This is a genomic window from Limnoglobus sp. (assembly GCF_059499385.1).
Map to the genome: position 1 here is coordinate 190,442 of NZ_JCABYM010000111.1, position 21,525 is coordinate 211,966.

Annotated in this window: 17 protein-coding genes; 7 read left to right on the forward strand and 10 right to left on the reverse strand. The window is 68.5% G+C overall.

The window, feature by feature from the left end; all coding sequences use genetic code 11:
• Positions 1-6: 6 nt before the first annotated feature.
• Entirely contained in the window at positions 7-1,353 is a 1,347-nt protein-coding gene (locus AC5JJ2_RS20590; RefSeq protein WP_495859909.1) for a DUF1501 domain-containing protein, read from the reverse strand.
• Between the two features lie 281 nt (positions 1,354-1,634).
• On the opposite strand from AC5JJ2_RS20590, the gene AC5JJ2_RS20595 reads away from it, so the two are divergent.
• Both AC5JJ2_RS20595 and AC5JJ2_RS20600 read left to right on the forward strand, forming a co-directional pair.
• Positions 1,635-2,129 carry a hypothetical protein gene (locus tag AC5JJ2_RS20595; protein ID WP_495859910.1) on the forward strand — a complete coding sequence of 165 codons (495 nt, stop codon included), beginning with the start codon at positions 1,635-1,637 and terminating at the stop codon, positions 2,127-2,129.
• A complete protein-coding gene (locus tag AC5JJ2_RS20600; protein ID WP_495859911.1) occupies positions 2,126-3,136 on the forward strand; it encodes a WD40/YVTN/BNR-like repeat-containing protein in 1,011 nt (336 codons plus the stop codon). The genes AC5JJ2_RS20595 and AC5JJ2_RS20600 overlap by 4 nt, the downstream gene beginning before the upstream one ends.
• Before the next feature lie 3 nt (positions 3,137-3,139).
• Here the strand turns inward: AC5JJ2_RS20600 and AC5JJ2_RS20605 are convergent, their stop codons facing one another.
• From AC5JJ2_RS20605 to AC5JJ2_RS20640, 8 genes are all read right to left on the reverse strand, one after another.
• Positions 3,140-3,406 carry an acylphosphatase gene (locus AC5JJ2_RS20605; RefSeq protein ID WP_495859912.1) on the reverse strand — a complete coding sequence of 89 codons (267 nt, stop codon included), beginning with the start codon at positions 3,404-3,406 and terminating at the stop codon, positions 3,140-3,142.
• A 10-nt stretch (positions 3,407-3,416) separates the two neighbouring features.
• Positions 3,417-5,027: a M28 family peptidase gene (locus tag AC5JJ2_RS20610; RefSeq protein ID WP_495859913.1), complete on the reverse strand. Its 1,611-nt coding sequence runs from the start codon at positions 5,025-5,027 to the stop codon at positions 3,417-3,419.
• Between the two features lie 173 nt (positions 5,028-5,200).
• On the reverse strand, positions 5,201-6,628 hold the full coding sequence (locus AC5JJ2_RS20615; RefSeq protein ID WP_495859914.1) for a DUF1501 domain-containing protein: 1,428 nt from the start codon (positions 6,626-6,628) through the stop codon (positions 5,201-5,203).
• Between the two features lie 2 nt (positions 6,629-6,630).
• Entirely contained in the window at positions 6,631-9,270 is a 2,640-nt protein-coding gene (locus tag AC5JJ2_RS20620; RefSeq protein ID WP_495859915.1) for a PSD1 and planctomycete cytochrome C domain-containing protein, read from the reverse strand.
• A 104-nt stretch (positions 9,271-9,374) separates the two neighbouring features.
• Positions 9,375-12,329 carry a protein kinase domain-containing protein gene (locus AC5JJ2_RS20625; RefSeq protein WP_495859916.1) on the reverse strand — a complete coding sequence of 985 codons (2,955 nt, stop codon included), beginning with the start codon at positions 12,327-12,329 and terminating at the stop codon, positions 9,375-9,377.
• Positions 12,330-12,541: 212 nt separating this feature from the next.
• Positions 12,542-13,369, reverse strand: a complete 828-nt coding sequence (locus AC5JJ2_RS20630; RefSeq protein WP_495859917.1) for a 3-keto-disaccharide hydrolase — start codon at positions 13,367-13,369, stop codon at positions 12,542-12,544.
• A gap of 157 nt (positions 13,370-13,526) precedes the next feature.
• Positions 13,527-13,985, reverse strand: a complete 459-nt coding sequence (locus AC5JJ2_RS20635) for a four-helix bundle copper-binding protein (RefSeq protein ID WP_495859918.1) — start codon at positions 13,983-13,985, stop codon at positions 13,527-13,529.
• Positions 13,986-14,086: 101 nt separating this feature from the next.
• Positions 14,087-14,500 (reverse strand): response regulator, encoded by a 414-nt coding sequence (locus AC5JJ2_RS20640; RefSeq protein WP_495859919.1) that lies wholly within the window; start codon positions 14,498-14,500, stop codon positions 14,087-14,089.
• A gap of 108 nt (positions 14,501-14,608) precedes the next feature.
• Here AC5JJ2_RS20640 and AC5JJ2_RS20645 point away from each other — a divergent pair, with 108 nt between their 5' ends.
• The 4 genes from AC5JJ2_RS20645 (at position 14,609) to AC5JJ2_RS20660 (ending at position 19,945) form a co-directional block, all read left to right on the forward strand.
• Positions 14,609-14,875, forward strand: coding sequence for a DUF2171 domain-containing protein (locus AC5JJ2_RS20645; RefSeq protein WP_495859920.1), 267 nt, complete (start codon positions 14,609-14,611; stop codon positions 14,873-14,875).
• Positions 14,876-14,974: 99 nt separating this feature from the next.
• The gene (locus AC5JJ2_RS20650) at positions 14,975-16,129 is read left to right on the forward strand and encodes an AI-2E family transporter (RefSeq protein ID WP_495859921.1); all 1,155 of its coding nucleotides are present in this window, start codon (positions 14,975-14,977) and stop codon (positions 16,127-16,129) included.
• Positions 16,130-16,138: 9 nt separating this feature from the next.
• On the forward strand, positions 16,139-17,569 hold the full coding sequence (gene cls, locus AC5JJ2_RS20655; protein WP_495859922.1) for a cardiolipin synthase: 1,431 nt from the start codon (positions 16,139-16,141) through the stop codon (positions 17,567-17,569).
• 15 nt (positions 17,570-17,584) lie between these two features.
• Entirely contained in the window at positions 17,585-19,945 is a 2,361-nt protein-coding gene (locus AC5JJ2_RS20660) for an HAD-IC family P-type ATPase (protein ID WP_495859923.1), read from the forward strand.
• On the opposite strand, the gene AC5JJ2_RS20665 is transcribed toward AC5JJ2_RS20660, so the two are convergent.
• On the reverse strand, positions 19,933-20,658 hold the full coding sequence (locus AC5JJ2_RS20665) for an endonuclease/exonuclease/phosphatase family protein (protein ID WP_495859924.1): 726 nt from the start codon (positions 20,656-20,658) through the stop codon (positions 19,933-19,935). The genes AC5JJ2_RS20660 and AC5JJ2_RS20665 overlap by 13 nt on opposite strands.
• Before the next feature lie 175 nt (positions 20,659-20,833).
• Between AC5JJ2_RS20665 and AC5JJ2_RS20670 the strand changes: the two genes are divergently transcribed.
• Positions 20,834-21,523, forward strand: coding sequence for a hypothetical protein (locus AC5JJ2_RS20670; protein ID WP_495859925.1), 690 nt, complete (start codon positions 20,834-20,836; stop codon positions 21,521-21,523).
• Positions 21,524-21,525: the final 2 nt, after the last annotated feature.

Genomic DNA, 21,525 nt, shown 5'->3' on the forward strand with positions numbered 1-21,525 from the left:
TTCTCGTTACAGGAACAGTTCTCGGATCGGCTCGCCGGTTTCGACGAGCGCCGTCGGCCGGGCGAGCGTGTCGTTGAAGTGGACCTTCCGCGCGTCGATCCCGAGATGGCGGAAGATCGTCGCCGTCACGTCCTGCGGCGTCACCGGCCGGTCGGCCACGTACTCGCCCTTCGCCGTGCTGCGGCCGATCACCTGGCCCATTCGCATCGACCCGCAGCCGAAGAGCACGCTGAACGTGTTGCCCCAGTGGTCGCGGCCGCCCTCGGCGTTCATCCGCGGCGTCCGGCCGAACTCGCCCATCGCCACGACGAGCGTGCGGTCGTACAGCCCGCGGTCGATCAGGTCGGCGACGAGAGCCGCCAGAGCCTTGTCGAACGGCGGGATGAACAGCTTGCCGCCCTCGGCCGTGCTGTGCCGCCCGGCCGTGGCGTGGTGGTCCCACGGCACGCAGTTCACCGTGACGAACGTGACGCCTGCCTCCACCAGCCGTCTGGCGAGCAGCGCGCTCTGGCCGTATGTGTGCCGCCCGTACCGGTCGCGGACGGCCGCCGGCTCCGCGCCGATCTCGAACGCCTTCGCCGCCGCCGGGCTGGTCAGCAGCGAGAACGCCTGCGTCCGGTACGGGTCGTCGGTCGCCAGCGTGTCACTGGTCCGCCGGTGTTGGTCGAGCGTTTCAAGCAGCCCGCGGCGGTCTTCGAGCCGGGTCATCGGCAGATCGACCGGCAGCGTCAGGTTCCGGACGCGGAAATCCTTCGCGTTCGGGTCCGACTCGGTGACGAACGGGTTGAACTGGCGGCCGAGGTACGCGGCGTAGTGGAAGAAGTTGTCCGTCCCGCCGCGGAGGTGCGGCACGGCGGCGTAGGCCGGCAGCGACGGCCGGTTCGGGCCGCGGAGTTTCGACACGGCCGCCCCGAGGCTCGGCCGCTTCTGCGACATGAAGTCCGGGGCGTTGAACGCCGGCCCCTCGAACCCGGTCAACATCCAGTGGTTGGCCTTCGTGTGGTCGCCGGACCCGTGGTTGACCGTCCGCACCACGGCCAGGTTCTTCATCACTTTCGCCTGTTCGGGTAGCAACTCGCCGAACGCCACGCCGGGCACGGCCGTGGGAATCGAGCCGAACGGCCCGCGGAATTGCTCGACGGCGTCCGGCTTCGGGTCCCATGTCTCCATGTGGCCGGGGCCGCCGCTCATCCAGAACAGGATCACGGCCGTGTCCTTCCGCGTCGCCGGTTGCGACGCGCGAACCCGCGCCACGTCCGCGAGTGTCAGTCCGCCGAGGACGCCCGCTTGCAGGAAGCTGCGTCGCGTGATCGCCGTCGCGTCCGCCGGACACCCGCCCACGATCCGAATCATGTCCCGACCTCCGAACTCGTTCGCGCGATTTTACATCAGTTCCTCTTTGAAGTGTGAGTCGAATTCCCGTTGGCCTCACGTTTAAACCCCGGACGAGGGGGGCCGGGTGACACCCCACTCTCATTCGCGATTGCAACAAAACCGTAACCGCCGCCAACGGGTTGTTGACACGGCGGGGCAATGATGAGAAATTGCTCACCAGCGCGACGAACTCCCCACAAGCGCATCGGTTCCTGGGGCGAACCGGGCCTCGCACCACACTTCTCATTCGGGGGTCGGCCATGCGGGCGTTTCATTCCCATTACTCGTCGGCGATCAGCGTCGCCCTCGTCTTGATCGTCACGTTGATCGCGGCCGTGTCGGCGGACCGGCCGCCGCCGGACGCGGACCCCGGCTTCCGCGGCATCCAGTACGCCGCCGCGGACGACGCCCTCGGCCAAAGCCTGGACGACAAGCGGCAACTGGTCGCGTGCCGGCAGGAGCGGAAGAAGGAAGTCGCGCTCGCCCTCGTCCGCGGAAGGCGGACGCTCCTCGAAGCCGGGGCGATGTTCCGCGAGATCGACGAGCAGAACCCCGACTTCAACTTCGAGCTGTTCCGCAAGTTCAACCCCGGCGCGTGCGACGAGGAACGGCACTGCCGGCAGGTTCTCGGCTGGGTTTGCACCGTGACCGGCGACGAGTCGGTGACGGACGACCTCCTCGACGGCTACGAGGCGGAACTGAACCAGCTCTTCGGCCGTAGGGCGGTGGCCGTCGCCGATAGAAAGACGAAATGAGACACGCACTCCTCGCCGCCGCCCTCGCGTGTTGGGCCGGCCACGCCCGTGCCCAGTGGCACAAGCAGGCAATCCCGACCGACGCCGACTTCCGCGGCCTGTGCGCAGTCAGCAAGACGGTCGCCTGGGTGAGCGGCACGAAGGGGACGGTCGGCCGCACGACCGATGGTGGCCGGACGTGGCAGATCGTGAGCGTGCCCGGCGCGGAGAAGCTCGACTTCCGCGACGTGGAGGCGTTCGGCGATTCGACGGCCTACGTCCTGAGCATCGGCCCCGGCACCGCCTCTCGCATCTACAAGACCACGGACGGCGGCAAGTCCTGGGCATTGCAGTTTCAAAACGCGGACCCCGATGCTTTCTATGACGCCATCGCCTTCTGGGACGAACGCACCGGCGTCGCGATGAGCGACCCGGTGAAGGGGCACTACCGGCAGGTCGCCACCGACGACGGCGGCGCGACGTGGAAGCCGCTGCCGACGGCGGACACGCCGGCGGCGCGGAAGGACGAGGGCGCGTTCGCGGCGAGCGGGACGTGCCTGACGACGCGAGGAGAGAACGACGTGTGGTTCGTGACGGGTGGCGCGAAGGCGGCGCGGGTGTTCCATTCCGCGAACCGCGGGCGAACCTGGACCGTGACCGTAACGCCGGTCGCCGCCGAGGCCGCGTCGGCCGGGGCGTTCTCCATCGCCTTTCGCGACCGCGACCACGGGGTCATCGTCGGCGGCGACTACAAGAAGCCGAAGGAGTTGGGCGCGACCGCGGCAATCACGGCCGACGGCGGTAAGACGTGGAAGCCCGTCGAGAAGGCGTTGCCGTTCCGCTCCGCCGTCGCGTGGGCGAAGGACCGATGGGTCGCGGTCGGCACGTCCGGGTCGCACGAATCGTCGGATGGGGCGACGTGGCGGGAACTCGACCGCGAGAACTACAACGCGGTCAGTTTCACGAAGGACGGCCACGGTTGGGCGGCTGGGCCGAAGGGTCGGGTCGCGAAGTTCGTGCGGCCGTGACGGTTAGCCGACGACGCGGAACCCGTGCAGCGTGTCGTCGGGGTCGCGGTCGAAACTCTCTTCCCGCGAAATGTTCTCGGCCATCCGCTCCCGCACGTCGGCGAGGAATCGGTCCACGTCCGCGGCCGTGCCGTCGGCGAACAGCTCGACGCGGCCGTCCGCCAAGTTGCGAACCCAGCCGCGGACCGGGTGGCGGCGGGCGACCCACGCGGCCGTCGCACGGAAGCCGACGCCCTGCACGTTGCCGGAGTAGTAAACCAATTTCGCCACGCCGTTGCCCCTACTTCACGCCGCTCTTCTCACGGGCCGGGCGGAACTCGTCGCCGGCCACCCACGTCGGCAGCCGATCGGCGTCCGCGACGGCACGGGCCACGTCTAACGCGAACCCGGCCAGCACGGGGAACCCGGCGAAGTCCCAGTCCGGCCGCACCTCGTCCTGCGGCGTGTGGTACGCCTTGTCGTTGAATGCCTGCGCCGCCTGTTTTCCGAAGTCCGCGGGCTTCCCCTTGATCCGCTTCCCGGCGGCGACGGAGAATGCCGGGACGCCGGCGCGGGCCATCGAGAAGTGGTCCGACCGGTAGAAGACGCCGAGGTGCGCCCGCGAGTCCGGCTCGATGACGAGGCCGTGCCTCGACGCCATTTCCTGAACCACCGGCCACGCCGTCGTCCGCTCCGCGCCGTTGACGACGACCGTTTCCGGCACGCCGAGCGGCAGGATCATGTCGAAGTTCAAGTCGATCGCCGTCTTCCCCAGCGGGACGACCGGGTGCTGGGCGTAAAACTTCGAGCCGAGCAGCCCCTTCTCCTCAGCCGTCACCGCGAGGAACAGGGCCGACCGCTTCGGCTTCGGCGACAGCGCGGCCCACTGCCGGGCCAGTTCCATCAAGATCGCACAGCCGGTCGCGTTGTCAGCGGCCCCGTTGTAGATGGTGTCCCCGATCACGGCCCGGCCGACGCCGAGGTGGTCCCAGTGCGCGGTGAACATTACCGCCTCGTCCTTCAACGCCGGATCGCTCCCCTCGACCATGCCGATGACGTTGTTGCTGACCATCTGTTCCACCTTCGTCGGGAACGACCCCGTCAGCTTGAACCCGAGCGGCACGGCCTTGAACCCCTTCGCGTCGGCCTCCTTCAGCGCGCTCTCGACGGTACGGCCGGCGAGCGCGAGCAGCTTGTCCCCCGCCTGCCGCGAGAGCCACCCGGCGAACGCCAGCTTCGGGTCGTCGGCCTTGTTCCCGAGCTGCGCCCCTTCCAGCCGCTTGACCACGGAGTACGGGTAGCCGGCCGTCTCGTCCGTGTGGATGATGAAGCACGCCTTCGCCCCGCGGCGGGCGGCCTCCTCGTACTTGAACGACCACCGGCCGTAGTACGTCAGCGCCTTGCCGCCGAAGAACGTCGCGTCGTCGGACGGCGGCTCGTTCGTGAACAGCACGACCACCTTGCCCTTCACGTCGACACCCTTGTAGTCGTCCCAGGCGAACTCCGGGGCCGTGATGCCGTGGCCGACGAACACCGCCTCCGCGTCGATCTCCTCCAGCGGTTGCTGCGTTTGGCCGACGCCGGCGAACTCTTCCTCCACGCGGAACGTCAGGCGCTGGTCGCCTTTCGTCGCGGAAAGCGTGGCCTTCGCGTCGGTCGTGATCTTGAGCAGCGGCACGGGCTGGAAGTACGTCCCCCGCCCGCCGGCGGGCTTCAGCCCGGCCTTCTTGAAGGCGGTCGCGATGAAGTCGGTGGTCAGCTCTTCACCGCGGGTTCCGGGGCCGCGGCCCTCGAACCGGTCGTTGGCCAGCGTCTTCACGTCGGCCGCCATTCGCTCGGCCGCGGCCTTCGGGTCATCAGCTCCGGCCGGAAATGAAAGGATTCCTAGCGCGAACAACGTGGCAAACCTCATGGCGCGTTCTCTTGTAGCCTTGGTGATGAGAGGTAGGTGGATTGTATTCGGAGGGTAAATCGACGACTTATATAGCCGCCGACTTGCCGGCAGGGTTTTGGGCGTCGCAAAACCCCGCCGGCAAGCCGGCGGCTATATGGAGAGTTGCCCGCGAAGGGGAATACAGCCCCGCCCTACGTGCAAATCTCCTTGATCGTCTCGCCGTAGTCGATTTCGAGTCGCTTGCGGCCAGGGATGTTCAACTTGTGCGAGTCGAGGCCCAGGCGGTTCAGCACGGTCGCGTGAATGTCCGTCACGTAGTGCGGGTGTTCCACGGCGTGGAAGCCCAACTCATCCGTTGCCCCGTGGATCACGCCCCGCTTGATCCCGGCCCCGAACAGCCAGACGGAGAACCCGTGCGGGTGGTGGTCCCGGCCGGTCGGCATCTTGTACGCGTCCCGCGTTTCCAGCCCCGGCGTCCGGCCGAACTCGCTGCAACAGACGACGAGCGTGTCCTTGTCCAGCCCCGTCCGCTTCAGGTCGCGGATCAGACCGGCGATGGGCAGGTCCACCTTCGCCGCACTCGCCGCGTGGAGCTTCTTCAGGTCGTTGTGCGAGTCCCACTCGCCGTACCCGCTGAGGTAGACGAGCGTGAACCGCACCCCCTGCTGCGCAAGCCGCCGGGCGGCTAGGAGGCGGCGGCCGTAGAGTTCCGTCGTCGGGTTGTCGATGCCGTACAGCTTCTTCGTCTCGGCCGTCTCCTTAGCGAGGTCGAGGACCGACGGTACGGCCGACTGCATCCGGAATGCTAGCTCGTAACTCTTGATCCTTGCCCTCAACTGCTCGTCGTCCGGGTACTCGACCTGGGTGAGTTTGTTCAACTCGTTCACGAACGCGAACTGGTTCTCCTGCTCCTTCGCCAGCACGCCCTTGCCGCGGGCCGCGAACGGCAGCGGGTTCGCCGGGTCGAGCGAGAGTTCGACCCCGGCGTGCTGCGGCCCCAGGTAGTCGGCGGCGAAGTTCTTCTTCACGCGGGTGTCCGTGTACGTGCCGAGGAACACGAACTGCGGCAGGTTCTCGTTCAGCGTGCCGAGGCCGTAGCTCGCCCACGACCCGATGCACGGCTGCTGCTCGTCGAGCTGGTGCCGGCCGGTATGGAACTGGAACTCGGCCCCGTGGTCGTTGTCCGTCGTGTACATGGACCGCACGAACGCCAGGTCGTCGGCGCACTTCGCGATCTCCGGGAACCAGTCGGCGACGTCCACGCCGAGTTGCCCGTGCTTCTTGAACCCGACCTGCATCGGGAAAATCTTCGGGTACGGCCGGACGCCGCCGACCACGTCGCGGGAGTGCTTCGCGAACAGCGGCGACTTGAGCGGGTCCGGGAACGGCGTCTCGGCGAACGTCTTGTTCGCGTACTTCGTCAGCGCCGGCTTCGGGTCCCAGCTCTCCATCTGGCTGACGCCGCCGGACAGGTAAATCCAGATGACCGACTTCGCCTTCGGCGGGAAGTGCGGGGCCGTGCCCGCGGCGCGGGCGAGGCCGTCGTTGAGCAAGAGCGACCCGAGTGCGAGGCCGGTGCAGCCCATCCCGACGTCGGCGAGGAACGTGCGACGATTCATGGCTATCGGACCGTGACGAAATCGGTGTGGTTGAACAACGCCTGAACAAGGTTTTCCTTCGCGCGGGCCGTCGGCTTACCGTCGGCCTTGCTCGTCTCGAACAGTTTCACCTGCCGGGCGAGGAACGCGAGCGAGGCCGAAACTTCCGCGTCCGTCGGCGGGCGGGACAACACCTGCTCGAACGCGGCGACGACGAACGCGCGGTCGTCCGCGGCCGGCAGCTTCGCCGCCAGCGACCGGCCGAGTTGCAGCGCGAGGTTGCTGTTGCTCATGGCGAGCGCCTGCTGCGGCAGCACGGCGGCGCTGCGGCGGTAGGCGTCGCACGGGTTCGCGGCGTCGAACAGGTCGAGGAACGTCATCCGGCTCTCGCCGTGGTGCGCGAAGTACAGGCTCCGCCGCTTCACCGTCATTCCTTGGTCTTGTGGAATCTCGACGCCGCCCATCTTGAGATCGAGTTCACCCGCGACGTGCAGCAGGCTGTCGCGGACGACCTCGGCTTCCACCCGCGCGCTCGGGAACCGGGCGAGGTAGACGTTGTCCGGGTCGGCGGCGTGTTGAGCCGCGTCGGACTTCGACGACATCTTGTACGCCTTCGACGTGAGGATCAGCCTGTGCAGCGGCTTCGCCTTCCAGCCGTTGTCCATGAACTCGACCGCGAGCCAGTCGAGCAGTTGCGGGTGCGTCGGCTTCTTCCCGCTGCGGCCGAAGTTGTTCGTCGTCTCGACGAGCGGCCGGCCGAAGTGCCAACCCCAGAGGTGGTTGACGGCGACGCGGGCGGTCAGCGGGTTGTCCCGGTTGGCGATCCACTTCGCGAGGGCCGACCGCCGGCCGGTCGTCGCCTTCGGGTACTGGTGCGACAGCGGCGTGTACTTGTCGGTCACGACCTTCGCGGCCGTTTCCGTCTGGACGAGCGCCGCCTTGGCCGCCGTCACTTGCTTCTCCAGGTTCGGAACCTGGGCGGCCGTTTCCTTCTTCCGCCGCGCCGTCGCCACAGCCTGTTCCGCCTTCGCGACCGCCAGCTGCGCCGCCGCCACGCGGTGAACCGACTCTGCACGGTTCGCGGCCTCGGCCGTCGCCTTCTTGTCGCCGGGCTTGCCGAGGTACGCCACGTCGTCCGCCGCGATGCGGGCCTGCAACGCCGCGAGGTCGGCCTTCGCCGCGGCGAGGGTCAAATCCGCCACTCGGACCGCGTGCAGTGTCGGTTCCAGTTCGTCGGGCGTGGGCAGCACGTCCTTGCCGACGGCAGTGGTCAACTCCCGGCGGGCCACGTCGCGGCCGGCCTCCGCGGTCGCGATCGCCTTCGTGCGAAGTTCGGTCTCTTCCTTCCGCACGAACGCCTTCAGGCCCGGATACCACGCCTCCGGCGGTAGCTGCACCGCCGTCGCCTCGAACGTCCCGCCGAGGCTTTCCGGCACGCCGGGCGGGATCGGGTCGCGGTTCTTCGCCACGTTCCGCTCGTCGCCGCCGGTGTAAAAGTGCGTCTTCGCGTCCAGCTTCTCTTCGACGACCCGCACCATCCCCGTCGTGATCGGCTTGTACGACGCCCCGTAGCTGTACTTCGGGTAGACGCCGGGGTCGGCCTCGCCGGGCACGCGGTCCTGGCGAATCTCGATCGGCTCGAACACGGCCCGCAGGCGGAAGTATTCCTCCTGCGTGATCGGGTCGTACTTGTGGTCGTGGCAGTGGCAACAGTTCATCGTCAGCCCGAGGAACGCCTTCGCCGTGTGCTCGACCTGGTCCCGCATCCAGTTGTTGTAATTCCACCGGTAGAAGTTCCGCACGACGAACCCGGTGGCCACGACGTTCGCGTCGTCGGTCGGCGTCAGCTCGTCCGCCGCGAGCATGTCGCGGACCATGCGGTCGTACCCGCGGTCCTCGTTCGCGGCCCGGACGATCCAATCCCGCCACCGCCAGATTTGCCCGTAGCTGTTCAGCACGTCCGGCACGCCGCGGCGGCCGTACCAGTCCGAGTACCGCCACACGTCCATCCAGTGCCGCGCCCACCGCTCGCCGTACTGCGGCGACGCGAGGAGCTGATCGACGACCTTCTCGTAGGCCGTCGGCGACGTGTCCTTGAGGAAGGCGTGAAGCTGCTCCCGCGTCGGCGGTAGGCCGATGAGGTCGAGGTACACGCGGCGGAGGAGCGTCGCCTTGTCCGCTTCGCCGGCGGACTTTATGTTGCGGGCCGACCGCTCGACTTCGAGCAGGGCGTCGATGGGGTTTGCGGACGTGTCTGAGACCTTCGGCCGAACCGGCTTCAGGAACGCCCAGTGCTGTTTCGGGTCTTCCTCCGGCCTTTCGTCGGCCGGGGCTTTCGCGCCTTGTTCGATCCACGTCCGAAACTTCGCGATCTCGTCCGGAGTCAGCGGCTTCCCTTCCGGCGGCATCCTCTTGGCGTCACGTGCTGAAACGCGAGACAGGAGTTCGCTGTCCTTTGGCTTGCCCGGCGACACGACCTCCGCCTTCATGAGCGACGCGACGGTATCGACCCGCAGCTCCGCCTCCTGCTTGAGGGCCCCGTGGCAGGCGTAACACCGCTCCTTGAGAGCCGGCTTGATGTCGCGGGCGTAGTCCACCGGCTCGGCCGACCGACCGTGATGAATAAGGATGGAACAAATCAACAACGCGAGGACCGAACGCATGTCGCCCCCGTTTGGCGGGTGGGGCATGGGGCAGGGGAGAAGCCCCGGCAGGTGCTGCCAATGCTACCCTGACTGTGCGCCGGTTGCAAATATTGAAATGCGATCTACTTGGTCCGCCCGTCCCGCTCGGCCCGGTCCAACTCCGCGACCCGCTCGACCAGACGGGCGTAGGCCGGGTCGTTCCGGACCGGGTCGAGGTCCGGGTCGGTCTTGAAGATGTCGCGGCCGAACCCGGAACGTAGCGCCGCCCAGACGAGGCGGAACGCCTCGTCCCGGTCGGCCGGGTTCGCCTTCGACGTGAGGGCGTAAATGCAGCCGACCTGGTACAGGTTCGGGGCGTGCAGGTCCGCGAGAAGCGCGTCGCGGGCGTCCTGGAGGGCGGCGTCGCGCTTCCCCAACCGGGCGAGTAGCACGCCGCGGCCGGCGCGGGCCGGGGCGGACTCGGGGTAAAACTTCACGGCTCGGTTCAGCACGTCCACGGCGTCGGCCGGCCGGTTCAGCCGCTCGGCTAACAGGTGCGCCTTCATTTGATGGGCGTCGAGCGAGAACGGGTTGAGGGCTAAAGCCTCCTCCACGTCCGCCAGCGCGCCGGCGGGTTCCGTCGCGGCCCGCATCTCGGCCCGGCCGATCCAGCTCAGTTCGTCCTTCGGGGTCAGCTTCAACCCGGCGGCGCGGTCGGCGGCGGCTCCGGCCTTGTCGCCGCGGCGGTCGCGCACGTCGGCCCGCAGGAAGTACGCCCGCACCGGCGCAGTCTCCGCCCCCAGCGCGAGCGACAGGTCTTCTTCCGCGGCGGCCAACTCGCCGCGAACGTCCTTCGCGGCCGCCCGGAGGAGGTAGGCTTGCGTCAGTTTCGGGTCGAGGGCGATGGCGCGGTTGTAGTCCTCAACCGCGAGGTCCTGGAACCGGAGGCGGGCGTACGCGAGACCGCGGTTCATCCAGGCCGGGGCGAAGTCGTCCCGGACCGCGAGGCACGCCGAGAAGGCGGCCGCGGCGAGGTCGTCCTGTCCGAGGGTGTTGTGAACCGTGCCGCGGACGAACCACGCGGAGAAGTTCTTCGGGTCGGTCTGCGTCGCCGTCTGGAGGTGCTGGAGGGCTTCCCGGTTCCGGCCGAGGCGGGCCAGGGCCGCGCCGGTCAGGTAGTGGTCGCGGGGCGAGTGCAGTTGCGTCGCCGCGGCCTCTTGCTGGAACTGTCGGGCCGCGCCCGGCTCGCCGCGGAGGTCCGCGATGGCCACCGCCTGTTCCCGCACGGCCCGTGGGAGGCGGCCGTCGGCGTACCGCCCGGCGGCGCGGTTCCACGCGACCGCGTGTTGAAGGTGCGTCTCGCGGCCCGCCGCGTCCGTCGTGCCGAGCGCCTGGACGAGCGAGGTTTCCGCGAGTTGGTAAAACGTCTCGCCGACATCGGCCCGAACTTTTTCCTGATCGTGCGCGGACAACCGGCGGACCGCGTCGGCGGCGAGCCAAGCGTCCGAGGTTCCGTCGGCCGGAACGCCGTAGCGGGTCAACAGCCCGCCGAGACGTTCCCGTGCCGCGTCCAGCCGCGGCCGCGACTGGTTGCGGTCGTCGAGGAAGAGTTGCGCGTCCGCGAACGCCGTCCGGTGCTCCGCCATTAACGTCGCCGCCGCGTCGTCCCGGCCGCGGTCCCAGGCGCGGTACGCGAACCCGACGCACGCGAACACGACCGCCGCGGCGACGACGCCCACGGACGTGGACGACGCCAGCCGCGGGTGACGGCGGACCCACTTCCTCGCCCGCTCGCGGACGCAGGGGTTCGGCGCGTGCCGGAGGGGTAGGTGGCTCAGGTGGCGCTCGATGTCCTCGCGGACCTGGTCGGCCGAGGCGTACCGCTCCGTCCGTTCGACGGCCATGCACTTCTCGACGATCGCCGCGCCCGCCGGGGAGACGGACGGGTTCAGCCCGCGAATCGGCGTCACCGGGACGTACCGGTCCTGGATCATCTCGGTCAGCACCGTCCCAATTTTCCCGGTCCGGGTCGGGTACGGGTGGCGGCCGGTGAGCAGTTCGTACAGCATGACGCCGAGGGAGAACACGTCGCTCCGCTCGTCGACGACCCCGCCGCCGTGGTTCAGGGCGAACGCGGTGATGTGCTCCGGGGCCATGTACGGCAGGGTGCCGCCGAACTTCGCCCGCTCCGCCCCGCCGCGGGCCTTCGTGTCGTCCGACAGGTTGAAGTCGAGGAGCATCGGCCGGCCGTCGTCGGTGAGAAGCACGTTCGCCGGCTTCAGGTCCCGGTGCAGGACGCCCCGGGCGTGGGCGTGGGCCAGCCCGTCCGCGAGCTGCGAGCCGAGGAGCAGGATCGCCTCCACGTAGGTCAACTCTTCCAGCCGGCCCCAACCGTCGGTCGCCAGGGCCGGGATCGGCATCACCGGCCGGGCTGTTTCCGGCACGTCGGGCTCCGGCTTCACGGCCGACCGCGGGCCGGTCAGGCACGTCGATTCGTCCCCATGCCGGTGCATCGTGCTCCGAAGCTGCCGCCCGGAACTCGGCAGGTGCGGCTGGCTGTTCACGTTCCGTAGCACGTCGGCCAGCGTCACCCGGCCGAAGTACGGCATGCACACCGCCTGGAACGTGCCGACGCGGTGGAACGAGTAGATCGGGACGATGTTCGTGTGTTGAAGTTGCGCGAGTGTCTGCGACTCGTTGGCCATGTCGCGGGCCACCTTGAGCGCCACGCGGCGGGCGGCCAAGTCGCCCTGCTCGGCGAGGTAGACCCGGCCGAACGCGCCGCGGCCGAGTTCCTCGATGAGGTTGAACCCGAGGAACTTCGTCCCGACGGCCGGGAACGGCATCTCCGCGTTCGCGGTCGTCGGCTGCGGCTCGGCCCATGGCACGAGGATGGGCACGGGTAGCGCCGCCGTTCGCTGGCCGCTGGCGGAATTGACGAGCGACTCCTCGTCGAACGCGGTGTCGCCCTTCGCGAAGACGGCCGGGACCGGCGTGGTGACCAGGGTACACGGCAACTCGGCTTCGACCGCCACGACTTGCGTGGCCGGGTGCGTGTCGAGGCTGGTGGCCGGGGTTTCGGGCGGCGTGGGCTTCATGGGCGGGCGATCCAAGACAAGGATACCGTGACAGGACCGCAAGGATGGTCCCGCAGGAGGAAATCCTTTTCGCCCAAAGACTAGCACGGAATGGTCGTTTTACGCCACGGGACGGCCGCGCTCGCGCCGGAAATGCACGACCGGCGGCGAGCGCGATGCGAAGGGTTTACACTTTGTTAACGGACCGGCGTGGGTTTCGACCGCGTTCGGCTTCAATCGCTCGTCCGCTCCGCCACGGGACGAATCCAGACGTTGCGGAACCGGACCGGGTTGCTGTGGTAGTACAGCTCGATGAACCCCTTCGGCGGGTGTGGGCGGTCGTAGTTCGACGCCGCGCGGAACGGCGTGTGGCCGATCAACTCCTGCCGGTGGTGGAGCAGGACGCCGTTGTGCAGGACCGTGACGTAAGCCTTCTTCGCCAGCTTCTTCGCGTCGTCCCACCGCGGCGACTCGAAGATGATGTCGTAGGTCTGCCACTCGCCGGGCTTCTTCGACGCGTTCGCCAGCGGCGGCCGCTGGCCGTAGATCGCGCCGACCATCCCGTCCGGGTACGTCGGGTTCTCGAACGAGTCGAGGATTTGAATCTCGTACCGCCCGAAGATGTTGACGCCGTTGTTCCCGCGGCCCTGGCCCTTCCCCTCGACCTTCGCCGGGGTCGCGAACTCCAGGTGCAACTGGAAGTCGCCGAACTCGTCGCGGGTGCGAATCTTCCCCTTGGTCGCTTCCGTGTAGCCGTCGGCCACCTTCCACTCGGGCGCGTTCCCCTTCTCGCCGACCCACTTTGCCAGGTCCTTCCCGTCGAACAGGACGACCGCGTCGGACGGCGGCGGGGCCAGGTGGCTGAACGTCTCGCCGGGCGTGACGACCGGCGGCTGCGGCCGGTTCGGGTCGTGGATGTGCCACTTGCTGCCGGGGATGAGCGGCGTGTCCGTGTACCCTTCGACCTTCCCTTTCGGCGGGTCGGCGGCGATCGCGAACCCGCAGACGGCGGCGGTGGTCAGCAGGGCGAGGGTGCGCGGGCGAATCGTTAGGGAGGGCATGGCGAGGCATCCTTTCTGGAAGTGGGGCTACCGATTCAGCATAAGAACGAAACCGGTTCAGGCTGCCTCCCTGTGTTATTTCCACCAGTGGGTGGGGAAACGCAAAACCCTGACGCCGGGCGTCAGGGTGGGAAAAGTGTTGCTCGAATTCAGGAAGTCACTTTCCGGGGGCGTGGGCGAGCATGTCTTTGCACGCCTTCTCGCACTTGCGGCACTCCTCCGCGCACGCCTTCATGTGGGTGTCGTTCGGGAACTTCTCGCACTCGGCGGCGCACTTGCCGCACACGTCCGCACAGGTCTGACAAATCGCATTCGTGAACGGCCCGCCACGCGCCACGATCTGTGACGCGGCCACACACACGGTCGCGCAGTCCTGACAGGTCAGGAGCGTCGTGAAGTGTTCCTTCTTCCCCTCCTGGATCATCCGGGCGCAGTGCGTCGAGCACATGTCGCACACCCGCTGGCAGTCCGAACAGGCTTTCGCGCAGGCCATCATCGCCTCGCTGTGCCCGGCGGGATCGGCTTTTTTCGTTTCATTCTGGGCGTAGGCGAACGTGACCACGGCCACGAGCGTCACCGCGGCGGTCGCCACCCCACCGATTTTCCGGATCGACATGTTCCCCTCCCGGTAAAGGCCGTCACCGGCCCGTCCGACAGGAGCGTCGGAAGGGGCCGGTGAGCGATTGCCTTGAGGCAACTCCAGTGCCGAGTCGGAGGTCACGAATTGGCAACCGTCGTCGCGTAGTGTTCGCGGAGCGCGTCTTCGAGCTGCTCGGCCAGGTCGGTGGGGTCGGCCGGCTTGGTGAAGTGGAGGTCGAAGCCGGACGCCACGGCCTGCGTCAGGTGGGCGTCGTCGCTGTAGGCCGTGACGGTCGCGAACACCGGCGGCTGGTCGGGGTGCATGTCGCGGAGGCGGCGGGCCAGCTCGTACCCGGTCATCTCCGGCATGTTGATGTCCAGGACGCAGGCGTGCGGCCGGTAGTCGCGGGCGATCTCGATGGCCCGCGGCCCGCCGAACGCGGTCTCGACCTGAAACCCGGCACTCGACAGCAAGAACCCGAGGCTGGTCGCGGCGTCCTGGTTGTCGTCCACGACCAGGATGCGGTAGTCGGCGTTGTTGAAGGCGCTCATGAGGGACCTCGTGGGACGGGATCGTCAGGAGCAAGACGTGTGCCGTCCGGCATCCCGATTGCTCCCCAACAGTTGTCGCCCGTTGGATCGTCGTTTTGGAGGAACGCCATGTTGAGCACCAAGAACCAAGCCGCGGACGTGAAGGAGCGGATGGACGTGGTCGCCTGCTGCGGCACGAAGGTCGGCGTCGTCGATCACGTGGAGGGGCAGTCGATCAAGTTGACCCGTAACGACAGCCCGGACGGGCAGCACCACTTCATTCCAATGAGCTGGGTCGAGAGCGTCGATAACAAGGTCCACTTGACGAAGAACTCCGTCGAGACGCAGCAAGGCTGGAAGCCGGACGCGAAGGCGTGCGAGTCCTGTTCCGCGTGATGGGAAGTCGCCCTCGCGACCGCGGCCCGTCCGGTTCGGACGGGCCGCTCGCGTTTTGCCACCCGGCCGCTCGGCACTTAACTTGCCCAAGCATTGAACATGAATACCGAACCCCCCGCCGAGCGGTCTTCCTTTGACTGGCATCGCGTCGCGGCCCTGACCGCTCTCACCGCCATCGGCATCTACCTCTGCTACCTGATCGCCGTGCCGTTCCTGCCGGGGGTGGCGTGGGCCGTCGCCGCCGCCGTCGTCGGACTACCGCTGCATCGGCGAATCCTGCGGGCAACGGACAGCCCGAACTGGGCCGCGGGGCTGAGCACCGCCATCGTCGTCCTCGTGATCGCCGTGCCGGTCGTGCTAGTCGGGATGCAGCTCGGCGTGGAAACAACGAAAGCGGCCGAGCGGGTCGAGGCGGAGACGTACAGCGGCCGGTGGCGGGAGTACGCCGCGCGGGTCCCGTACTACGGCGACCGCCTGTCCCGGATCGACGTGAACGAGGTCGAGGGGCAACTCCGGACGGCGGTAGCCCAACTCGGCATGCGGACCCTCGGCGTGATCGGGACCGTCATGGAGGGCGTCCTCCAGGCCCTCGTCTCGGTGTTCGTTCTCTTCTTCTGCTTCCGTGACCGCCACCACCTGCTGAACGCCGTCCGACAACTCCTCCCGCTCCCGACGGACGCGGCTAACAAGGTCATCGACCGCGCCGCCGACGCGGTCCACGCCACGGTCTACGGCACGCTCCTCACGGCCGTCATCCAGAGCGTCACCGGCGGGCTGTTGTTCTGGTGGCTGGGGCTGCCCGTGCCGGTCCTCTGGGGGTTCGTCATCTTCGTCCTCAGCGTCCTGCCGTTCCTCGGCGCGTTCCTGGTGTGGATACCGGCCTGCTTCTACCTGGCCACGCTCGACCGGTGGGGGGCGATCGCCGCGCTCGTCGCGTGGGGGCTGTTCATGGCGGGGCCGATGAGCAACTACGTCTACGCCTACGCCGCCGGGGACCGGATGAAAATGCACCCGGTCCCGACGCTCATCGCGTTCATCGGCGGGCTGGCCGTGTTCGGCATCTCCGGCATGGTCCTCGGCCCGTGCGTCCTGGTCGTCACCGTCGCCCTCATCGACGTGTGGCGGCACCGCACGCCGGACGCGGCGGTGATCGTGCCGGGGAAGGACCGACCGACGACCGTGGTACTGGAAGACCGCGTCGGCCGGCCCGCCCCTGCGCTCGGCCCGACCGAACCGGCGGCCGCGCGCGAGTAAGATGGGGGCATGGCCGCACTGTTCGAGACGTACTGGCCGTGGATAACGAGCGCCGCGCTCGTTATCGCCGCGGTCTGGGCAACGGGTCACGCCGTCCTTCAGAAGCGGGACCAGCGGGCCGTCGTCGGGTGGGTCGGGCTGATCTGGTTCGCCCCGCTCTTCGGGGTCCTCCTCTACTTTCTCTTCGGGATCAACCGCATCCAGCGGCGGGCGAAGCGGCTCAAGCGGAAGAAGCAGCGGTCGCCTGCCCCGGTCACGCCGGACTCCCACGAACCCCACCCGCACGAGGGTAAGCTCCGCCAACTCGCGCGGTTGAACTACCGGCTCACCGGCCGCCCGGTGTGGACCGGCAACCGCGTCCAGCCGTTCTTCACCGGCGAGGCCGCGTACTCGGCCATGCTCGACGCCATCGCCGCGGCGAAGCAATCCGTCGCGCTCTCGACGTACATCTTCGACAACCACCAGGCCGGGAAGGTGTTCGCGGACGCGCTCAGCGCCGCCGTCGTCCGTGGCGTCGAAGTCCGTGTCCTCGTGGACGCCATCGGCGCGCGGTACTCGTTCCCGTCCATCGTCGGCCGCCTGCGGCGCGGCGGCGTGCCGACGGCCCGGTTCATGCCGTCGCTGTTGCCCTGGCACTTCGCCTACGCGCAACTCCGCAACCACCGGAAGATACTCGTCATCGACGGGACGGTCGGGTTCACCGGCGGCATGAACATCCGCGACGGGCACGACCTGCGGACCAACCCGCGGATGCCGATCCTCGACTTCCACGCCCGGCTCGACGGCCCGGTCGTCGCCGACCTTCGAGCCGTGTTCGCCGCCGACTGGGAGTTCACGACCGGCGAGGAACTCAAAGGCGCGCGATGGAACCCGCCGCTCGAACCGGCTGGGACGGTCGATGCCCGCGGCATCAGTAGTGGCCCGGACGACGACCTCGAAAAGCTCCGGACGACGTACTTCGGCGCGCTGGCGTGCGCCCGGCGGTCGGTCCGCGTCATGACGCCGTACTTCCTGCCGGACTCCGGCCTCGTCACGGCTCTCGGCGTCGCCGCCCTCCGCGGCGTGCGCGTGGACATCCTCGTCCCGGAGCAGAACAACTTGCGGCTGGTCCACTGGGCCATGATGGGCCAGATCGGGCAGGTACTCGAGCACGGCTGCCACGTGTGGCTGACGCCGCTGCCGTTCGACCACTCGAAATTGTTGATCGTGGACGACGAATGGTGTTTGTTCGGGTCCGCGAACTGGGACCCGCGGAGCCTGCGGCTCAACTTCGAGTTCGACGTGGAGTGCTACGACAAGCCGCTCGTCGCCCAGTTGATCGAGCTGTGCGACCGGAAGCAAAAGGTCAGCCGACCGTTGACGACGGCGGACCTGAACCGGCGGAACTTGTTCCAGAAGCTCCGCGACGGCGTCGTCCGCCTCGCCTCGCCCTACCTCTGATTCGGAACTGTGCGCATGCCCCCGACCCCCGAGAACGGCCTCACGGCGGAAGAGGTGGCGAGCCGCGTGGCCGCGGGCCGGGTGAACCGCGCGAAGTCGAACGCCACCCGCGAGTACCTCGACATCCTGCGGCGGAACACGCTGACGGTCTTCAACGCCCTCGTCGTCCCGGCCGCGGTCGCGCTGTTCCTGTTGGAAGACTACCGCGGGGCGTGGGCCGTGAGTGCGATGGCGGTCGCGAACACCGTCATCGGCCTGACCCACGAGCTGCGGGCGAAGTGGCATCTCGAACACCTCTCGCTGCTCGGCGAGTCGAAGGTCCGCGTCCGCCGCGACGGGCAAGAGCAGGTCGTCGCGTCCGGCGAGGTCGTGCAGGACGATTGCGTCCTGCTCGCGACCGGCGACACCGTCGTCGCCGACGGCCGGCTCGTCCGGGCCGACTTCTTGGAAATCGACGAGGCGCTGCTCACCGGCGAGTCCGACCCGGTTCCCCACGACGTCGGCGACCGCGTGCTGTCCGGCAGCGTGTGCGTCGCGGGGGAAGGGGAGTACGTCGCGGAGAAGGTCGGCGGCGAGTCGTTCGCGAACCAGACCTCGGCCGCCGCCCGCCAGTACCGCTATCAGCCGGGGCCGACGCAGCGGACGCTCGACCGGCTCGTGAGTTGGCTCACGGTCATCGCCGTCGTCCTCTGCCTCGGCTACGGCGTGCTCTACTTCGTCCGCGGTTTCTCGACGACGGAACTGGTGCAGATGGTCGCGGCGACGATCACGTCGATGGTCCCGCAGGGGCTGGTGCTGCTCACGACGCTCGTGTTCGTCCTCGGCGCGGTCCGGCTCAGCCGGACCGGGGCGGTCGTGCAACGGCTCTCCGCGATCGAGTCGATGGCGGCCGTCGATCTGATTTGCACGGACAAGACCGGCACGCTGACGACCGGGCGGCAGGCCGTGGACCGCGTCGTGCCGTTCGAGGAAGACGAGACGCGGGTCCGGGGGTGGATCGCGGCCTTCGCCCACGCCGGCATCGACAAGAAGAACAAGAGCATCGAGGCGATCCGGGCGTTCCTCCCGGACCCACCCGGCGGGGAGGTTCTGGATCAACTCCCGTTCAAATCTCAGAACCGGTACAGCGCCGTCCGCGTGCGGGTCGGGGCGGAGGAACGGGTACTCGTCCTCGGCAGCTTTGAAGCGCTGAAAGATCATTTCCCTGAAGAGAAACGCGGACCGGTCGAAAAGACGTGGCAAGAACTACTCGCGAGCGGCCTACGGCTCCTCGCGTTCGCCGACGGCCCGGCCGACGGCAACCGGTTCGACGGGAAGCTGCCCGACGTTCGATTCCGGCCGCTCGCTCTGGTCGCGCTACGGGACGAGCTGCGGCCGGAGGCGGCCGCGGTGCTCCAGCAGCTCCGCGAGCAGGGCATTCATTTCAAGGTCGTGTCCGGCGACAACCCGGAGACCGTGCGGGCGACGGTCCGGGAGGTGTCCGCAGTGCTCGACGACGACCGCCTCGTCACCGGCGACGAGTGGGCGAAGTCGCCCGACCGGGCTGCCGTGGCCGAGCGTGTCGGGCTGTTCGGCCGCGTGGCGCCGGAACAAAAGCTCGCGCTCGTCGAGACGCTCCAGAAGAACGGCCGGCACGTCGGCATGATCGGCGACGGCGTGAACGACATCCTGCCGATCAAGCGGGCCGACTTCGGCGTGGCGATGGGCGCGGGAAGCCCGGCGACGAAGGCGGTGGCCGGGATCGTCCTGGAAACGAACGACTTCGGCACGCTCCCGCGGGTGCTGGCGGAGGGCCGGTGCGTCGTCCAGAACGTCCGCCGCGCGGCGAAGCTGTTCCTCCTGAAGAACGTCTATACCGTTGCCCTCGTCTTGATCGCGGTCGGCGTCTGCGGGCTGCCGTTCCCGTACCTGCCGCAACAGGTGACGCTCTTGAACGCGCTAACTATCGGCGGGCCGGCCCTCATCATCCTGTCGGACCGGACGGCCCGGACGACCGCCGTTCGCGCGGCGTTTTTCGCGGACGTGGGCCGATTCGTGTTGACCGCGGGTGCGGCCACGAGCGCCGTCGCGGTCGGACTGTACCTGTGGCTGGGCTCGCACGCGGATGCGGAACGGGTGTTCGCCCGGACGGTCGTGCTGTCCGTGTTGATCCTCGCGGGCGTGGGGAATGCCGTCGTCGCCGCGAACGAGGACCGGAAGCTGTTCCTGTGGGCCGTCGTCGCCCTTCCGCTGTACGCCGCGGCGATGTACTGGCCCCTCGCGGCGGACTTCTTCGTACTGCACCCGCTGTCGTTGCCCACGTGGGCGGGCGTCGTGACCGCGGCCGCGTGTACCGTCGTTCCCACCGCCGTCGCGATGCGGCCTCAGCCCAGGTGACGCTCGTGGAGGTGGAAGTCGATGACCACCGGCAAGTGGTCGGACGCCCGGTGCGCGAGCGGCGTGCGGACGACCCGCGCCTCGCGGACGAATAGCCCGCGGTGGTACGCCTTGTCCAGCGACAGGCTCGGCAGGAACGCCGGGAACGTCCGGAACCGCGACGGCGGCGACGTGAATTGGACGAACTCGTGCGCCGCCAGCGACCCGGCCGCGAGCGTGTTCCGCCAGTCGTTCGTGTCGCCGACGATCAGCGTCGGCAGGTGGGCCGACTCGCGGAACAGGGCGTGCGACAGGAGGTGCTTGAGCTGCCAGTGCCGCTCGTGTTCGGCGAGGCCGAGGTGGAAGTTCGCGAGGTGCAGCGCGCCCTCCGGCGTTTCGACGACGACGAGCTGACACCCGCGGGCCTTCCGCCACTTGAGCCGGAGCGACACCTGATGCCGGCGGGCGAACGGCCACCGGGACAGGACGAGGTTGCCGTACCCGCCGACGCGGTAATGCACGTTCATCTGAAACGCGAGGTCCGCCACCTCGAACGCGGACCGCAGCAGCACCGGTTGGTTGGCGTGGGCCGTCCGCGGGGCGTCGCGGGTCACTTCCTGCAGGCAGATCAGGTCCGGGTTCTCGTGCTCGATGACGCGGATGATCCGGTCGAGGTCGTACCGCCGGTCCCGCCCGCCGATGCCCTTGTGGATGTTGTACGTCAGCAATCGCATGAAATGAAACTAGCCGTTCGCGGCCGATCATCCAGGTTCCCCCACGGGCCGGGTCGGTCGATAGCGGTTGCAGCGGACCCCGGACCGGATCGTCCGGGCAACGGTCGGTTCCGCCTCAAGCCGTTCGGGAACGAGGGCCGAGTGGAAGGGTGTGGCCGGGTTACGAGGGAACGACGTGTCGATTCGCGTGTCGGTGGCGGTAGCGATACTCTTGCGACTCGCGACAGGAAGCGCGTCCGCGCAGGGGCCCGGTGGCGACCGATACTACCTGACGATATTTGGCGCGCAGTCCGTTCCGTACCGGGTTCCGTTCACGCACACGTGGGCCGCGTTCACGCGGACGGCCGCGACGCCGACGGGGGAAGTCGTCGTCGAAAGCCACGCCATCAGTTGGATGCCCGCGACCCTGAAGATTCGCCCCTACGCCCTGCGGACGGAGCCGGGCGTGAACCTCACGCTCGCCGAGTCGTTCGGGTTCGTCGCTTCGTTCGGCGGCCGCGCGTCGGTGTGGGGGCCGTTCGATATTGATGCGGACCACTTCGAGCGGTTGAAAGCGAGGAAGGAGCGGTTGGAAAGCGGCGAGGTCCGCTACCGGGCGATCGGCGCGTTCACCCGGACCGGGCCGGTCAGCAACTGCGGGCAGTCGTTCTCGCGGGCGTCGCCGGTCGTCGGCGAGAAGTACCTCCAGCCGACGCCGGCGGCGGGCGAAAACGGCACGAGCCGGCTCGCCGCCCGCTACCTCCGGGCCGGGGTCCTGACCGACGGCGGCACGACCCACCCCTGGTTGCTGTCAATCATCGGGGCGGACGCCTACCCGGTCACGCCGCGGCAACCCGGCGAGCGGGCGTCGTACTTTTTCCGCTGACC

Bases quoted from the DNA above. Each gene is read 5' to 3' on its own strand.
- AC5JJ2_RS20640 (WP_495859919.1), bottom strand. From the start codon at position 14,500: ATGAGCGCCTTCAACAACGCCGACTACCGCATCCTGGTCGTGGACGAC.
- AC5JJ2_RS20635 (WP_495859918.1), bottom strand. From the start codon at position 13,985: ATGTCGATCCGGAAAATCGGTGGGGTGGCGACCGCCGCGGTGACGCTC.
- AC5JJ2_RS20610 (WP_495859913.1), bottom strand. From the start codon at position 5,027: ATGAGGTTTGCCACGTTGTTCGCGCTAGGAATCCTTTCATTTCCGGCC.
- AC5JJ2_RS20625 (WP_495859916.1), bottom strand. From the start codon at position 12,329: ATGAAGCCCACGCCGCCCGAAACCCCGGCCACCAGCCTCGACACGCAC.
- AC5JJ2_RS20615 (WP_495859914.1), bottom strand. From the start codon at position 6,628: ATGAATCGTCGCACGTTCCTCGCCGACGTCGGGATGGGCTGCACCGGC.
- cls (WP_495859922.1), top strand. From the start codon at position 16,139: ATGGCCGCACTGTTCGAGACGTACTGGCCGTGGATAACGAGCGCCGCG.
- AC5JJ2_RS20650 (WP_495859921.1), top strand. From the start codon at position 14,975: ATGAATACCGAACCCCCCGCCGAGCGGTCTTCCTTTGACTGGCATCGC.
- AC5JJ2_RS20620 (WP_495859915.1), bottom strand. From the start codon at position 9,270: ATGCGTTCGGTCCTCGCGTTGTTGATTTGTTCCATCCTTATTCATCAC.
- AC5JJ2_RS20665 (WP_495859924.1), bottom strand. From the start codon at position 20,658: ATGCGATTGCTGACGTACAACATCCACAAGGGCATCGGCGGGCGGGAC.
- AC5JJ2_RS20600 (WP_495859911.1), top strand. From the start codon at position 2,126: ATGAGACACGCACTCCTCGCCGCCGCCCTCGCGTGTTGGGCCGGCCAC.
- AC5JJ2_RS20590 (WP_495859909.1), bottom strand. From the start codon at position 1,353: ATGATTCGGATCGTGGGCGGGTGTCCGGCGGACGCGACGGCGATCACG.
- AC5JJ2_RS20645 (WP_495859920.1), top strand. From the start codon at position 14,609: ATGTTGAGCACCAAGAACCAAGCCGCGGACGTGAAGGAGCGGATGGAC.
- AC5JJ2_RS20660 (WP_495859923.1), top strand. From the start codon at position 17,585: ATGCCCCCGACCCCCGAGAACGGCCTCACGGCGGAAGAGGTGGCGAGC.
- AC5JJ2_RS20595 (WP_495859910.1), top strand. From the start codon at position 1,635: ATGCGGGCGTTTCATTCCCATTACTCGTCGGCGATCAGCGTCGCCCTC.
- AC5JJ2_RS20630 (WP_495859917.1), bottom strand. From the start codon at position 13,369: ATGCCCTCCCTAACGATTCGCCCGCGCACCCTCGCCCTGCTGACCACC.